Raw genomic sequence first — 15,900 nt, forward strand, 5'->3', positions numbered from 1 at the left:
CTGGAGGAGCCGTCAGGGGCCAGGCTCTCCCAGCACGTCCGCGCTACGGAGGACCGCCGCAGTGGAGCACCAGGCAAGCGAAGACATCGTCATCTCGTCCGACAAGTCGCTCCTCGATCTCGATCGCATCCACGCCTTCCTCGCATCGGCCTACTGGTGCAAGGGCATCCCGCGAGAGGTCGTCGAGCGGGCCATCGAGAACTCGCTCTGCTTCGGCGTCTACAAGGCCGGAGCGCAGATCGGGCTCGCCCGGGTGATCACCGACCACGCGACGTTCGCGTACCTTGCCGACGTGTTCATCGTCCAGGAAGAGCAGGGGAAAGGGTACAGCAAGGCGCTGATCGCCCACGTCACCGAGGCCCTCGGCCGCCTCCGGCTGCGGCGGACGCTGCTCGCCACCGCGGACGCGCACGGGCTTTACCGGCAATACGGCTTCACGCCTCTCGAGAAGCCGGACAGGTTCATGGAGATCAACGTGAAGGACATCTATCAGCGAGAAGAGACGAGCGCCGGAACGACGACGGCGACGCGGGCAGAGCCGGAGACCGGGACGCCGTAGCAGCGGCGCCCCCCCTACCCGCCCCCCGTCACAGCCCCAGGCGCCGCAGCGGCAGCTCCCGCGCGCGCGTCTTCGTCAAGGCGAACACAGCGTTCGCGATCGCGGGCGCCACCGGCGGCACCCCCGGCTCGCCGATGCCGCCGGGCGGCGCGTCGCTCTTCACGATCTCCACGTGGATCCGCTGCGGCACCTCGGTGCTCCGCACCACCGGGTAGTCGCGGAAGTTCGTCTGCTCGACAGCGCCGCCCTTCACCGTGATGGCGCCGTGGAACGCGATGCTCATCCCGAACACGACGGCGCCCTCCATCTGAGAGCGCGCGCGATCCAGGTTGATCACCGTGCCGGCGTCCGCGACGAGCCACACCTCGTCGACCTTCACCTTGCCGAGCGCGTCCTTCGACACCGCGGCGACGACGGCCACGTACGTGAGGAAGCTCCGGTGCGCGGCCAGGCCGACGGCGCGCCCCGCCTTGCGCGCGGCGTCCCACCCCGAGATCTCCGTCACCCGCTCGATCACGCGCCGCAGCCGGCCCACGTCGACCGGGTGCTTCTCGATCGGCGCCCCGTAGTTGGGGACCTTCGCGACGCCGAGCTCGTCCGGCGTCGCCTGGCGCGCCGGGCCGAGCACCTCGAGGAGCACCTCGCGCGGATCGGCCTGCCGCGCGTGCGCGATCTCGTCGATGAAGCTCTGCACCGCGAAGGCGTGGAAGATGTTGCAGACCGACCGGAGCCAGCCGATGCGCACGTGCGCCGGCGCGTCGCACGCCTCGACGCGGACGTTCGGGGCCGAGAGCGCGAGGTCGAGCACGCCGAGGCCGAGCTCGTTCTCGCTCGGGGTCCTCGCCTTCGCGTCGAACGTCGACGGGATCGGCGGGAACGCCGTCCGGTGCTGCCAGGCCGTCACCTTGCCCGCCGCGTCGAGCCCCGCCCTCAGCTGCTGCGCGCTCACGCTGTGGAAGTAGCCGCTCTGCACGTCGTCCTCGCGCGTCCACTGCACGCGCACCGGCGCGCCCATGGCGCGCGCGAGCAGCGCCGCCTCGGCGCAGTAGTCCGGCTTGGACTTCCGTCCGAAGCCGCCGCCGAGGAAGGTCACGTGCACCGTGACGTTCGCCTCGTCGAGCCCGAGCGCCCGCGCCACCTCGGTGCGCGCCGCCTGCGGGTTCTGCGTCGGCGCCCACACCTCGCAGCCCTTCGCGTCGACCCGCGCCACCGCCGACGGCGGCTCCATCGCCGCGTGCGCCAGGTGCGGCGCGTAGTACTCGGCCTCGATCGTGCGCGCCGCCGCCTTGAGCGCCGCGTCCACGTCGCCGACCTTCCGCACGACCTTGCCCGGCGCGCGCACCGCGCCGAGCAGCGCCTCCCTGTAGCTCGCCGAGTCGTACGCCGCGTTGGCGCCGTGATCCCACGCGACGTGCAGCGCCGCCCGGCCCCGCATCGCCGCCCACGTCGAGTCCGCGACGACCGCCACGCCGCCGAGCGGCTGGAACCCGACAGCGCCGCCCTTCGGCCCCGGCAACTCCACGAGCTTCTTCACGCCCGGGACGGCCAGGGTGCGCGCGCCGTCGTACCGCACGACCTTGCCGCCCACGACCGGCGGGCGCGCGATCACCGCGGTGAGCATGCCCGGCAACCGCACGTCCGCGCCGAACTGGGCCTTGCCCGTCACGATCGCCGGGGCGTCGAGCAGCGGCAGCAGGCCGCCGACGCGCTTGAGCTCCGCGACGGGGCGGAGCGCCACCGTCTTCTCGTCGGGCACCGGGAGCTTCGCCGCGTCCGCCACGAGCTCGCGGAAGTCCAGCGAGCGCTTCGACTTCGCGTGGTGGACGGCGTGCTGCTCGGCGACGCACTCGGCGGCGGGCACCCGCCATTTCTTCGCCGCGGCCGCGACGAGCATCGCGCGCGCCGTCGCGCCGACGCGCCGCATCGGCTCGTAGCCGTTGCGCACGCTGCGCGAACCGTCGGTGTTCTGGTCGCCGTAGACCTTGTCGCCGTCGGCCTGCACGATCTTCACCCGCGCCATGTCGGCGCCGAGCTCGTCGGCGACCAGCACCGGCAGCGAGCTGCGGATCCCCTGCCCCATCTCCGACCGGTGGCAGACGATCGACACGACGCCATCGGGCGCGATGTGGAGGAACACCCCGGTCCGGAGCCCGGGCTCCGCCGGCGCGGCGGGCGCGGCCTCGGCGGCGCCCTCGGCGAGCCCGAGCGCGAGCCCGGAGACAGCGAGCCCGAGCCCCGCGAGGAAGGAGCGGCGGAGGAGGACGACGCGTTGCTGTTCCATCTTCACTCCGTGGGCAGGCCGGCGGCCTTGCGGACCGCCGCGCGGATGCGCGTGTACGTGCCGCACCGGCAGATGTTGCCGGCAAGCGACTTATCGATGTCCTCGTTCGAGGGGCGCGGGTTCTTCCGCAAGAGCGCGGCCGCGCTCATGATCTGTCCCGACTGGCAGAAGCCGCACTGCGGGACGCAGAGCTCGACCCACGCGCGCTGGAGCGGGTGATCGCCTTCCGGGCTGAGCCCCTCGATGGTCGTCACCGAGCCGCCGGCGGCGCGCTTCACCGGGGTCACGCACGCGCGCACCGTCTCGCCGTCGAGGTGGACCACGCACGCCCCGCAGAGCGCCTGGCCGCAACCGTACTTCGTCCCCGTGAGGCCGAGCACGTCGCGCAGCACCCAGAGGAGCGGCATCTCCGGATCCACGTCGAGCTTCTGCTCGGCGCCGTTCACCTTCAGGATGATCATGGACGTGCCTCCTCGGGCGGGCACGCGGCGCCCGCCTTCACCCACGCATCGATGAGCGCGCCGAACTGCGCCTGCGATCCGGGCGCCTTCGTGCGGCCGTGGCCGGGCGCCCACCCCCACGCCACGAGCTCGTCGTGCGCGGAGTGCTCGACGATCTGCGCGAGCGTCTTCTTGCCGTTGCGCGCCGGATCCTTGATCTGCGCGCAGATGGCCGCCGGCGTCCGGCCGAGCCACGCCATCTCCGCCGGCGCGAGGTGCCAGCCGGGCGCGCCGGGCACGCGCGCGAAATCGAGGTTCTGCACCTGGTGGCACGACGTGCACTCCATCGCCGCCACCCCGCGATCGCGCGGTCCGCGCTCGACCATCGGGCTGTGGCGCTCGCCGTGATCGCCCTGGCGCGGGACGCCGTCGTGCGGGTGGCAGTTCACGCAGCGCGGGTGCAAGAGCACCTTGCTCGCCTCGAGGAAGATCGAGGCCGCGCGCGCGTCGCTGTCCCGGATCGACGCGAACGCCTCCGGGCTGCGGAGCTCGCCCGGGGCGACGGGCGGAAGGACGACGGGCTTCGGCGCCTCCGCGGGAGGGGCATCGCACGCCGCGGCGAGGAGGCCGACGCCCGCCAGGAACCAGAGGTGGAGAGGCTGCATCGCGCGGCCTAGACTGCTTGCTTCAGGCGTGCAGCACAAGGCTTTCGTCGCGCCGGAGGCTCGCTCGCTCGGCAGTCTGAGCCGTGGAAGCGCCCGGCGCACTCGCCTCGACGTGGGCCCTTATCGAAGCAGGCGAGCGGCGCGCTGGCCCTGTGTCGCCGAGTCCGCGCTCGCCATTTCCCGGCGCTTCCCGGCGCGCGGATCGCCCCACCCTGGTTGACGTCGGCAATGGCGCAACGGCATTGGCGCGCTGTCGTCCCAGGCGACGCAGCGCTCGATCCCATGTCCGCTCACCTCGCTCTCCACATCGCGAGCGCGTCGCCTCCAGCGCACCCGCCGCGGCGCCTCGAGCTCCGGAGCGCGCCGCGGTGCCCGGCGGAAACGTGCTCGCCGCGCGGGTGCTACATCACGGCCATCGAAAGGCGCCGCGGCTCACCGATCCGGCCCTGTCCGCAAGGGGCGATGAGAGCGGCCGTGAGCGCGTGTGGAGCGCGCGCTGCGCGCCGCTGTGGAGCGCGCAGCTGTGGAGCGCGCAGCTGTGGAGCGCGCGCTGCGCGCCGCGAGACGGCCCTCGGCGGCAACCGGGCCTGTAGCGAACTGTCACGAGGGCTCTGCGCGGCGCGGCCGCACGCCACGATGCGCCACGCCCACACCAGGTCATGCCCGCGTAACCATCCAATCCGAGGCGCTGGCTCGCCGCATGCAAGTCGGCCCCGGCATGAGCAAGACGGTAGGAATGGGCGAGGCCACCCGGCCATCGCCGTGCCTGATCGCCCCGGCTGAGGCAAGCTGCCACACCGCGCCCTCGAGCTCGGAGCGCGGGCCCCTGCCGGGAATGCAGGTGGGCTCCCACCTCCGGCTGCTCCGCGCGCTCGGCCAGGGCGGGATGGGCAGCGTCTGGCTCGCCGAGCACACAGCGTTGAGGACCCAGGTCGCGGTGAAGTTCCTCCGCGACATGTACGTCGATCACCCCCTCGCCGCCATGCGCCTCCACCGCGAGGCGGAGGCCGCCGCCCGGATCCAGAGCCCGCACGTCGTGCGCGTGTTCGACGTCGGGCTCACCGAGCAGGACGTCCCCTACATCGTGATGGAGTACCTCGAAGGGCAGACGCTGCACGACCTCGTGGAGCGCCGCGGGCGGCTCACGCTGAGCGAGGCGGTCCCCATCCTGCGCCAGCTCGGCGCGGCGCTGGCCAGGGCGCACGAGGCGGGCATCGTCCACCGCGACATCAAGCCCGAGAACGTCTTCCTCGTCGCGGGCGAGCCGGAGCCCTTCGTGAAGGTGCTCGACTTCGGCATCGCGAAGAACACCGTCGAGGAGGCCGAGCGGCTCACCGTCACCGGCGCCATCATGGGCACGCCGCACTTCATGTCGCCCGAGCAGATGGCGGGCGGGGCGCGGGTCGGGCCGCACAGCGATCTCTGGGCCCTCGGCGTCGTCGCCTACTTCTGCCTGACCGGGCAGACCCCGTTCAACGGCGCCACCATCGCGGCGGTCGCCGTCGCGATCGACCGCGGGCCGCCCCCGCCGCCGTCCCGGCTCGTCCCGGAGCTGCCGCCCGCGATCGACGCCTGGATCCTCTCGCTCCTCGAGCCCGATCCGGCGCGCCGCCCCCAGAGCGCCCGCGCCGTGCTCGAGGCGCTCGACGCCGCCCTCGCCGCCCCGCGCGGCCCGCGGCCCGGCGCCGGCGAGACCGAGATCATGCCCGCGCGCGAGACGCTCGCCTCGGGCGAGGGCTTCCCGTCGCTCGTGACGACGCTGATGCCGCTCGCCACGCTCGGCGCCGGCTCGCCGCGGCAGCGGGCGCGCACCTGGGCCGCGGCGGCGGCCGCGGTCATGGGGCTCAGCACCCTGGCGTGGGCGGGCGCCTCCGGCGTGGCCCGGACGGCGACGGCGGCGCAGAGCGCGTCGCTCGCCATGGTCGCGGGCAGCCCGGCAGAGCCCGCCGCCCCGGCGGCCGCCGAGCCCGCGGCCGCGTGCGCGACGCCCGCGCCGCGGCCCGAGGCCCCGGCGCGCGCCGAGGCGCGAGCCAGCGCGCCGCAGCCCGACGGGCCCGCCCCCTCCGAGGCGCCGGCCGCGCCCGGCGTCGCCGGGCCCGACGCCCCCGCCGTCGTCCCGGCCGCGCCCGTCGCCAGGGCGGCGTCGGTCGCCCCGGCCGCGTCGTCGGTCAAGAAGGTCGCGAGCCGCCCGCGCGCGCGCCGCGATCTCGGCTTCTGACAGGTGAGACCATGAAACCCGGGCCCAGGACGCTGCTGATGCTCGCCGGCCTGATCGTCGCGGCCTCGCCGGCGCTCGCCGCCCAGGCGCCCGGCGGCGCGGACGAGAAGGCGCGGAACGAGGCCCGCGAGCTCGTATACACCGGCGACGAGCTGTTCGCCCAGAAGCGGTACGCCGAGGCGCTCCGCGCCTACCAGCGCGCCGAGCGGCTCGTCTGCGTGCCCACGACCTCCATCGAGGTGGCGAAGACGCTCGCCGCGATCGGGCGGCTCAGCGAGGCGCGCGATCTGGCGGCGACGATCGCCGCGTCGCGCCCCACCCCGGGAGAGCCCTGGCCGTTCATGCAGGCGCGGCGCCGCGCCGAGGCCCTTCGCGACGATCTCGGCGAGCGCATCCCGCGGCTCCGGGTGAGGATCACGCCGAGCCCCGCCGGCGCCCGGCTCCGGGTCGACGGCCAGATCATGGCGGCCTCGGTCGAGGGATCGCCGATCGATCCGGGCAACCACTGGGTCGAGGTCGAGGCGGACGGCTACGTCGGCAGCCGGCAGCGGGTCTACGTCCCGGAGCGGGAGGTCACGACGCTCGACGTCCCCCTCACGCCGGTGCCGGAGCCGGACGGCGGCAGCGGCCCCAGCCCGTGGGTCCTCGGCGGGTTCATCGCCTCGGGCGCTGGCCTCGCGGTGGGGCTCGGCGCGGGCGTGGCGTACCTGAACGCGAGGAGCGACCTCGAAGAGGCGTGCCGGCTCGGCACCGCGAGCTGCTCCGGCGACGCGCGGGGCGGCGCGAACGCCCTCGGCTGGGTGTCGAACGTCGGGTTCGGCGTCGCCATCGCGGGCGCGGCCGTCGGAGGCGTCGCCCTGGGCCTGGAGAGCTCGAGGGCGTCGGCCTCGAAGGTCACGTGGGCGGTCGGGCCCGGCTACATCGGCGTGCGGGGGACGTTATGACGACGCGGCTCGCTGCTCTGTGCACCCTGGCCGCGTGGATCGCGGGGTGCCAGATCATCGCCCCGCTGCCCGGCGCCGGCGGCGAAGGCGGCCCCCCAGCGGAGCTCGACGGCGGGGAGCTCGACGGCGGAGAGCTCGACGGCGGAGAGGGCGAGGCGAGCCAGGGGAGCGCGGTCACGCCGCCCGAGGGGCAGCCGCCCGAGGGGCCGCCACCCGAGGGGCCGCCGCCCGAGGGGCCGCCGCCCCAGGAGCAGACCGGCCCCTGCGAGGTCGCCGCGTGCTCGACGCACTGCGTGAAGTCGATGGATGCCTGCGAGCTCGCGCCGCAGTATCCGTCGGTCGAGACATGCTGCGCCGCCTGCGAGGCGATGCCGTCGCCCGAGGAGTACGCCTCGTGCCGCGCGGTGGGCTCCGGCGATCCCGCCGGCTGCACCGCGAGCGGCCTGCTCGGCCCGATGGGCCGCGACGGGTGCACCGGCCGCTGCGAGGCGATCTGCACGCTCTACACGGCGCTGTGCCCGGACACCCTGGCGCTGAGCCTCGAGGGCTGCATGCTCCTGTGCCTCACCGCGGAGAAGCCGGCCGTGTTCGACGCGTGCGCCCCGCTCAAGAACGAGGGCTCGTTCGAGTGCCGCCTCCAGCTGATCTACAGCGCCCTCGACGAGGAGAACGACGAGAAGCGCAACCAGATGTGCCGCGACATCGTGCAGGGTCGCTGCATGAAGCCGAAGTGCGAGGCGGGCCACCACGATTGACGGCGCGCCGCGGCGGGAGGTGCTACCCCCTCGCGCCGTGAGCACCCGCGTCCCGCAAGAGCAACCCGCCGCGCCGCCCGTCCCCGGCGGCCGGATCTCGTCCCAGCCCCCGTCGGGGAGCCCGGTCCGCTTCCCCGAGGAGCTGCCCATCTCGGCGCGGGTGCTCGACATCGCCCGGGCCATCGAGGCGCACCAGGTGGTGATCGTCGCGGGCGAGACCGGCTCGGGCAAGACAACGCAGCTCCCCAAGATCTGCCTGGCCATGGGCCGCGGGCTCACCGCCCGGATCGGCGTCACGCAGCCGCGCCGCATCGCCGCGACGAGCGTCGCGGCCCGCGTCGCCAAGGAGCTCGGCGTCGAGCTGGGCAAGGAGGTGGGCTACAAGATCCGCTTCTCGGACCGGACAGGCCCGGCGACGTACGTCAAGTACATGACCGACGGCATCGTCCTCGCCGAGATCCAGGGCGATCCGCGGCTCTCCGACTACGACACGCTCATCATCGACGAGGCCCACGAGCGCAGCCTCAACATCGATTTCCTCCTCGGCTACCTCAAGCGCCTGCTGCCGAGGCGCCCGGATCTCCGCGTCATCGTCAGCTCCGCGACGCTCGAGACCGAGCGATTCTCGGCCTTCTTCGGCGGCGCGCCCGTCATCGAGGTCTCCGGCCGCACCTACCCCGTGGAGGTCATCCACCGCCCCCCGGAGACGGGAGAGGCGGAGATCGCCGACGCCGTCGCCAACACGGTCGAGGAGATCACATCGATCGATCCGCGCGGGGATATCCTCGTCTTCCTGCCGGGAGAGCGCGAGATCCATGATACGATCGCTGAGCTCGAGCGCCATGGCCTGCCGCACACGACGCTCTTGCCGCTCTACGGGCGGCTCCCGCAGAGCGACCAGCAGCGGGTGTTTCAATCGTTGCCCGGGCGGCGGATCGTGCTCGCGACCAACGTGGCCGAGACGTCGCTCACCATTCCAGGCATCGTGTACGTGGTCGACGCCGGGCTCGCGCGCGTCAATCGGTACAGCCCCCGGACGGGCGTCACCCAGCTCCAGATCGAGCCGATCTCGCGCGCGAGCGCCGATCAGCGCAAGGGGCGCGCGGGCCGCGTGCAGAGCGGCGTGTGCTTCCGGCTCTACGCCGAGCAGGACGACCAGGCGAGGCCCGCTTACACGGATCCGGAGATCCTGCGGGTCGGCCTCTCGGGCGTCATCCTCCAGATGAAGGCGCTCGGGCTCGGCGACATCGAGGATTTCCCCTTCCTCGACGCCCCGTCGAAGCGCGCCGTGGACGAGGGCTACCGGGTCCTCGAGGAGATCGGCGCCCTCGACGAGGCGGGCGCGCTCACGGACATCGGCAGGAAGCTCGCGAGGCTGCCGCTCGATCCGCGGATCGGCCGGATGGTCCTCGGCGGCGAGAGCGAGGGGGCGCTCGCCGAGGTGCTGATCATCGCCGCCGCGCTCGGGGTGCAGGACCCGCGGGAGCGGCCGCTCTCCGCGCAGCGGCAGGCGGACGACGCGCACCGGAAGTTCAAGGACGAGGGCTCGGACTTCGCCGGGCTGCTGAAGCTGTGGGCCTTTTACCAGGACGCCCAGGGCCGGCTCACCCAGAACCAGATCCGGAAGGCGTGCCGCGATCACTTCATCTCGTACCTGCGCATGCGCGAGTGGGTCGATGTCCACCGGCAGCTCAGCCGCATCACGCGGGACATGGGGTTCTCGCCGAACACGGCGCCCGCGAAGGGCGACGCCATCCACCGCGCGCTCTTGCCCGGCCTGCTCAGCCGTATCGGCATGTGGAGCCAGGAGCACAAGGTGTATTTCGGCGCCCGGCAGACGCGATTTCAGCTCCACCCCTCGTCGGGGCTCGCGAAGAAGCCGCCCGCGTGGATCATGGCCGCCGAGCTGGTCGAGACGTCGCAGCTCTTCGCCCGGATGGCGGCGGCGCTCGATCCCGCGTGGATCGAGGCCGCGGCCGGGCCGCTCTGCAAGCGCAGCTACAGCGACCCGCACTGGGCCGCGCGGCCGGCGGCCGTGATGGCGAAGGAGCAGGTGACGCTCTACGGGCTGCCGATCGCGCGCGACCGCCGGGTGGACTACGGGCCGATCGATCCGGGGGCCGCGCGCCGGATCTTCCTCCTGCACGCCCTCGTCCGGCAGGAGTACGCGACGCGCGCGCCGTTCATGGAGGCGAACCGCAAGCTCTTCGAGGAGGTCAGCCGGCTGCGCGACAAGGCGAGGAAGAGCGAGATGCTGGCCGACGAGCACGCGCTCGAGCTCTTCTTCGACCGGCGCGTGCCCGAGGGGGTGTACAGCGGCAAGACGTTCGAGGCGTGGCGCAAGGAGGCCGAGGAGAAGGACCCGCGGGTGCTCCACCTGGCGATCGCCGACGTCCTCCTCGACGAGGCCGCGGAGCTCTCGCCCGCGCGCTACCCCGACGCCCTCGATCTCTACGGCGCGACGGTGCCGCTCTCCTACCGCTTCGATCCGGGCGAGGACGACGACGGCGTCTCCCTCGCGCTGCCGCTCGTGCTCCTGCCGCAGGCCGATCCCGAGGCGCTCGAGTGGACGATCCCCGGCTGGCACGCCGAGAAGATCGCCCTGCTGCTCGAGACGCTGCCGAAGTCGCTCCGCAAGGCGCTCGTCCCGATGCGGGAGGTCGCCCGGGAGATCGCCGCGGATCTGCGGCCGTTCCAGGGCCCGATGCGGCCCGCGCTCGCGGCCGCCGTCGAGGACCGCACCGGCGAGCGCGTGCCGGCCGACGCGCTCCGGATCGAGGAGCTCCCGCCCTACCTGCGCTTCTATTTCCGCGTCATCGGCGAGGACGGCCGGGTGATCGCCGAGGGGCGCGACCTCAGGGATCTCAAGGAGCGCCTCTCCGGCCGGGCGCGCGAGGCGTGGGCGAGGGTCGGCAAGGCGGGTATCGAGCGGGACGGGCTCACATCGTTCGCTATCGAGTCGCTGCCCGAGCGCGTCGAGGTCGACGCCGGGGGGCACAAGGTGTTCGGCTATCCGGCGCTCGTCGACGGCGAGACGTCCGTGTCCGTGCGCGTCCTCGCCTCGAGGGCCGCGGCCGACGAGGCGACGCGGGCCGGGCTGCGGCGGCTCTTCCTGCTGCAGCTCGGGGGCAAGATGAGCCAGCTCGAGCAGCCGCTGCGCAGCGCCGTCGCCGTGAGCGGCCTCGGCGCCAAGGTGGCCCCGGGCGAGCCCGGCCTCGCGCGGCAGATCGCGCTGCGCGCGCTCGACGAGGCGTTCCGGCTCGGCGATCCCGCCGCGTTCCCGAGGACCCGGGCCGCGTTCCAGGCGCGCGTGGACGAGGGCCGGCGGTCGCTGCAGGGGGTGCTGGGCAAGCTCGCCGGGCTCGCGCGGGACATCGGCGTCGAGCTCGACCGCGTGCAATCGATGCTCCGGTCGATGACGGGCAAGCCGGGCGCGCCGCGGCCGGCGCTCGACGACGCGCGCACGCAGGTCGAGCTGCTGCTGCCGGTCGGGCTGTTCGCGCGCGCCCCGCTCGACAGGCTCGCGCACCTGCCCCGCTACCTGCGCGCCGTCCAGATCCGGCTCGAGCGGCTGCCCAACGGCCCGCAGAAGGACCAGGCCAAGGCCGCGCAGGTGCTGCCGTTCTGGCAGGATTACCTCAAGCACCAGCAGGCGCTCCGCCAGAAGGGCGTGTCCGCGGAAGAGCTCGAGTCGTTCCGCTGGCTGATTGAGGAGCTCCGGGTGTCGCTCTTCGCGCCCGAGGTGAAGGCCGCTGTCCCCGTCTCGACGCAGCGGCTGTCGGAGCAGTGGAAACGAATGATGGGCTGATTCGGCGCACGAGGAGTCCGCTCAGGGATCCGAGGAGAGCGTCCAACACGCCGCCCATCGCATTCCCACGGAGCGGATCAGATTCTCGCGACCATATCTATTTTCTCGTTTCTCTGTCTCTCCTGAGAAACGCCGGCTGGTTCCCCTTCGCCTGACCCGACCTGATATGTAGCTCGTCATGAGCGTGACGGCCTCGCGCGCCCTCCCTCGGGCGTTGATCCTCGCCGCGTCGGTGTTCCTGCCCTCCGTCGGTCGCGCGGACGCCGGGGCGAGCGAGGCCCAGCGTCGACTCGAGCGCTCGGCCGACCGGGCGGTGGCGGAAGGGCAGCTCGCGAGGGCGCGGGACATCTGGCTTCAGGTCTGGCAACTGGCCCCGTCCGAGAAGGCAGCGTGCAATGTGGGGCAGCTCGCGTTCCGGGTCGGGGACAAGGCCAGAGCGGCGGAGTTTCTGGCCCTGTGTCTCGAGAGGACGCCGGCGCCCCGGAGCGCCGAGGAGCGGGAGCGGCACGCGAGCCGGGCGCTGGATCTCGCGCGCGTGAAGCAGGAGGTCGGGGCGTTGACCTTCGCCGTGCCGCCGGGGGCGCAGCTCTCGATCGACGGCCGGCCCATCGGCCAGGCGCCGCTCGGCCGCGAGGTGGTCGTGGAGCCCGGCGCGCACCGCGTCCGCGCGGCGCTCGGCGCGGCGGCGAAGGAGGCGACCGTCGAGGTGCGCGCCGGGGAATCGCGCCAGGTCGTCCTCGATCTGGCCCCGCCGGCGCCGGCCGGCGGCCTTGCCCCGCCGGCGCCGGCCGGCGGCCCTGCCCCGCCGGCGCCGGCCGGCGCTGGGCAGACGGCGCCGCGCGCGCCGACGCCGGCGGGATGGCCCCAGGCGGCGGGGCCGGCTGCGCCGGGGAGCGAGGGACCGGCGACGGCGCTCGTCCTCCTGGGCAGCGCGGCGACCGCCGGGGGCGTCACGCTGGGCGCGATCTTCCTCGCGGAGGCGCACGGCCACGAGCGCAGGTTCGACGATCTGCTCGCGCGCAACCACGGAGGCTACCGGATCGCCGGCGCCGAGCTCCAGCGAGCGCAGAGCGCCTACAGGGCCATGGGGCGCGCCGAGGAGCGCGCCGCCATCGCGCTGACCGCCGGCGCGCTCCTCGGCGCGGGGACGCTGCTCTACGCCCTCTACCCGAGGGGCCGGGGCCCCCGGGTGACAGCCGCCGGCACGCAGCTCGGCCTGGAGATGACATGGTAGACGGCGCTGGGCTCGGTTACCGGATCGTCGCGCAGCTCCCCGGCCGCGGTCGGGCGGACGTCCATGCCGCCGTGGATCGCGCGGGCAGGAGCGCGCTCCTGTACGTGAGCGCGTCGGTGCCCGAGGGGTTCCTCGACACGCTGGAGCGCCTCCGCGCGGTGAGCGCGCTCGTCGACGAGCTCCCGCGGGTGCTCGACGGCGGCGTCGGCGCCTCGTTCTGCTGGGCGGCCATCGAGCGGCGCGACGGCCCGTCGCTGCGCGAGCGCCTCGAGGGCCGGTCGAGGGATCTCGGGCCGTCGTGGGCGCTCTCGCAGGTCGCCGAGCTCGCCGAGGTGCTGAGGACCGCCCACGCCTCGGGGCTCTTCCACGGGGATCTCCGCCCGGAGGCCTTCGTGCTGTTCGACGACGGCTCCTTCCGGCTCGACGGGCTGGGCCTCGTCCAGCTCTTCGGCCTCGACGCGGCGGCAACGGCGTACCGCGCGCCGGAGCAGCTCTCGACGCCCGCGGTCCTCGACGAGCGGACCGACGTGTACGCGCTGGGCCTGGTCCTGTACGAGCTCCTCGGCCAGCGCCGGCCGTTCGAGGGGCGCGCGCCCGAGGAGCTCGCCCGCTGCGTCCTTCACGAGGTGCCCCCGGCGATCGAGACGGTCGTGCCGCTGCCGCCGTCGGTCGCCGGCGTCGTGAGGAGGGCGATCGAGAAGGACCCCGCCGCCCGGTATCGCGGCATGGAGGAGCTCATCGCGGCGCTCCACGCGGCCATCGAGGGCTGGTGTCGCTGGCAAGCCGAGCTCGAGCGGGGCGCAGAGCCGGGCCCAGGATCCGGTGTGCGCGGCCCGAGGCCGGCCGCGGACAGCGCGCGGTCGTTTCATGCGGCGCCGCCGTCGCCGCCGATCGGGCCGCCCACGCTGCCCTCCGGCGTGACGAGCGGGTCACCTGGGGTCCTGGATGACGATGAGGCGCAGCACGCGCCCTCGCTCGGCGCCTCGACTGGCCGCGAGCAGCAGCATGCGCCCTCGCTCGGCGCCTCGACTGGCCGCGAGCAGCAGCATGCGCCCTCTCCTGGGGCCTCGTCCGCGCTGCCCGAGGTGCCTCCGCGCCTGATGCCCGAGCCGCCGCGCGCGCCGCCGCAGCCGATGGTGCCCGAGCCGCCGCTCGCGCCGCCGCAACCGACACCACCACCCGCGCCGCCGGGCTCGGCCTCTCCTGTCGCATGGCGAGAGCCGGCAGCGCCATCTCTCGCGCGGCATGCGACCGGGCCGACCTTGCCTGGACCTCGCCGCGGCCGCTGGCGGCTCGCGCTCGCGGCAGGCGCGCTGGCCCTCGCGGCGGCAGCGGCGCTCCTCGCCTGGTTCCAGCTCGTCTTGCCCCGGACCGCGCGCGTCCCGGCCGTTGCCCGCCTCCCGCGCCCCTGCGCGCTGGCCTCGCGCCCCGCGGATCCTCCGCCCGAGCCCCGTCCGGCCACGCCCGTCCCCCCCGATCTCCCGCCGCGCACCGCGCCCGTCCCGCTGCGCACCGCGCCCGTCCCGCCGCGCGTCCGCCTGGAGACGCCGGCGCGCCCCCCGGCGCCGGCTCGGCCCATCGAGCCGGACGAGCCGCAGCCGCCCTGCGGCGCCGACTGGTACACCTGCGGAGCGCAGTGGCCAGGACCGCGCTCCACCACATTCCGCTGAGTCGCTCCAATTTGCCAGCCGATCGCGGCCCTTTGAAACGAACGCGGCTTCCAGGCGCGCGCGTTTCACCACTTTCCACTGACCAGCTCTGAATTTCCAGTCAATCGCGGCCAATTCTGTCGATTTCTTACGCGCGCCCTCGAGTCCAGTGCTGTATACGAGGGGCTGCACATGGGCAGTCCGCGCGTCTCTGCTGGTGCTTTCGCCGGCGAGCGATGGTGGATGTCCGGAGGTGCTGTTCCCATGAGATCACTTCTTCGCGGCGTGGCGCTCGCCACGCCGGTCATCGCGATCGCTGCAGGGCTCATCGCCTCCTGCGCGGACGATGCGCCGTGGCTCGGCGGTTACTGCGACACCGACGCCGATTGCCACAACGCGTATCAGGACATCCCTGGCGCCGTCTGTACGGACAGCCGGTGCGTGTGTGTCGATCCTGACAGCCACATCTGTTGCCTTCCCAGCGAGTCGCGCGATCCGGATTGCGCCGTCGCGTGCAGGCCCTGCTCGGAGTGCGCTCCGGGCACCGAGGGGTGCGCGCCCGACGGCGGCGTCGACGCGGGTTGCCAGAGCGACGCCGAGTGCCCGGGACCGCCGAGCCCGGCGTGCGGCGCCGGCCGCTGCGTCGGCGGGGCGTGCGAGGTGGAGATCCATCCCGGGCCGATCGCCTCGCAGCGAGAGGGAGATTGCCGTCGGGTGGAGTGTACGACCACGGGCGAGCTCCTGGAGCTCGAGGACCCGTCGGACATCTACGACGACGGCGAGCCGTGCACGTACGACAGCTGCGGCGAGGGCGGGCCGGTCAACATGCCGCTCACCCAGGGCGCCGTGTGTCCTGGCGATCCACAGAGGATGTGCCATGTGGGCGCCTGCGTCGCTTGTTATGATGGCGACGTCACGATGAACGACTGCTCCAACGGCCTGGCGTGCGACGGCGTGCTGTGCGTGCCGCCCCATTGCACGAACAACGCTGTCGATCCCGCGCTCGGGGAGACCGCGCGGGATTGCGGCGGTCTGTGCCGCCCCTGCGCCGACGGCGAGGCCTGCGTCCGGGGTGCCGACTGCGAGAACAACGTCTGCGAGGGAGGTCGCTGCGCGCCGCCCTCGTGTGACGACGGCGCGCAGAACGGCGACGAGACAGGGGTCGACTGCGGCGCGCTGCCGTGCCCGCGGTGTCCGGCCGGGCAAGGGTGCAGGACGGGCGCGGAGTGCGACAGCGGCATCTGCTGGGCGGGCATGTGCCGGGAGCCCTCGTGCACCGACGGCGTGATGAACCAGGATGAGAACGGCGTCGATTGCGGCGGCAGCTGCGCGCCCTGCCGGTGAGCC

The 15,900-nt window shown here is 73.8% G+C and carries 11 protein-coding genes; 8 read left to right on the plus strand and 3 right to left on the minus strand.

Translation table 11 applies throughout. The features are described from left to right. The first annotated feature begins 61 nt into the window (after positions 1-61). The gene (locus tag WMF24_RS33360) at positions 62-559 is read left to right on the plus strand and encodes a GNAT family N-acetyltransferase (protein WP_437731474.1); all 498 of its coding nucleotides are present in this window, start codon (positions 62-64) and stop codon (positions 557-559) included. A 28-nt stretch (positions 560-587) separates the two neighbouring features. Here the strand turns inward: WMF24_RS33360 and WMF24_RS33365 are convergent, their stop codons facing one another. Genes WMF24_RS33365 through WMF24_RS33375 form a run of 3 tightly spaced genes read right to left on the minus strand, consistent with a single transcriptional unit; the run spans position 588 to position 3,945 of the window. Beyond that, positions 588-2,840, minus strand: coding sequence for a molybdopterin cofactor-binding domain-containing protein (locus tag WMF24_RS33365; protein WP_437731475.1), 2,253 nt, complete (start codon positions 2,838-2,840; stop codon positions 588-590). Between the two features lie 2 nt (positions 2,841-2,842). Then, entirely contained in the window at positions 2,843-3,301 is a 459-nt protein-coding gene (locus WMF24_RS33370) for a (2Fe-2S)-binding protein (RefSeq protein WP_437731476.1), read from the minus strand. After that, positions 3,298-3,945, minus strand: a complete 648-nt coding sequence (locus WMF24_RS33375; RefSeq protein WP_437731477.1) for an Isoquinoline 1-oxidoreductase subunit — start codon at positions 3,943-3,945, stop codon at positions 3,298-3,300. Before WMF24_RS33375 ends, WMF24_RS33370 begins: the two co-directional genes overlap by 4 nt. Positions 3,946-4,780: 835 nt before the next feature. Between WMF24_RS33375 and WMF24_RS33380 the strand changes: the two genes are divergently transcribed. The 7 genes from WMF24_RS33380 to WMF24_RS33410 all read left to right on the plus strand — a co-directional run bounded on the left by WMF24_RS33380 (position 4,781) and on the right by WMF24_RS33410 (position 15,897). Further along, positions 4,781-6,163 carry a serine/threonine-protein kinase gene (locus tag WMF24_RS33380; protein ID WP_437738884.1) on the plus strand — a complete coding sequence of 461 codons (1,383 nt, stop codon included), beginning with the start codon at positions 4,781-4,783 and terminating at the stop codon, positions 6,161-6,163. A gap of 11 nt (positions 6,164-6,174) precedes the next feature. After that, positions 6,175-7,107 (plus strand): PEGA domain-containing protein, encoded by a 933-nt coding sequence (locus WMF24_RS33385; RefSeq protein WP_437731478.1) that lies wholly within the window; start codon positions 6,175-6,177, stop codon positions 7,105-7,107. Then, positions 7,104-7,862, plus strand: coding sequence for a hypothetical protein (locus tag WMF24_RS33390; RefSeq protein ID WP_437731479.1), 759 nt, complete (start codon positions 7,104-7,106; stop codon positions 7,860-7,862). Before WMF24_RS33385 ends, WMF24_RS33390 begins: the two co-directional genes overlap by 4 nt. A gap of 37 nt (positions 7,863-7,899) precedes the next feature. Then, positions 7,900-11,670: an ATP-dependent RNA helicase HrpA gene (gene hrpA / locus WMF24_RS33395; protein WP_437731480.1), complete on the plus strand. Its 3,771-nt coding sequence runs from the start codon at positions 7,900-7,902 to the stop codon at positions 11,668-11,670. Positions 11,671-11,848: 178 nt separating this feature from the next. Then, positions 11,849-12,904, plus strand: a complete 1,056-nt coding sequence (locus WMF24_RS33400) for a hypothetical protein (protein ID WP_437731481.1) — start codon at positions 11,849-11,851, stop codon at positions 12,902-12,904. Beyond that, positions 12,898-14,574, plus strand: a complete 1,677-nt coding sequence (locus WMF24_RS33405) for a protein kinase domain-containing protein (RefSeq protein ID WP_437731482.1) — start codon at positions 12,898-12,900, stop codon at positions 14,572-14,574. Before WMF24_RS33400 ends, WMF24_RS33405 begins: the two co-directional genes overlap by 7 nt. A 243-nt stretch (positions 14,575-14,817) precedes the next feature. Then, entirely contained in the window at positions 14,818-15,897 is a 1,080-nt protein-coding gene (locus WMF24_RS33410) for a hypothetical protein (RefSeq protein ID WP_437731483.1), read from the plus strand. Positions 15,898-15,900: the final 3 nt, after the last annotated feature.

The sequence above is a fragment of the Sorangium sp. So ce1335 genome, from assembly GCF_051521615.1.
Taxonomy (GTDB): Bacteria; Myxococcota_A; Polyangia; order Polyangiales; family Polyangiaceae; genus Sorangium.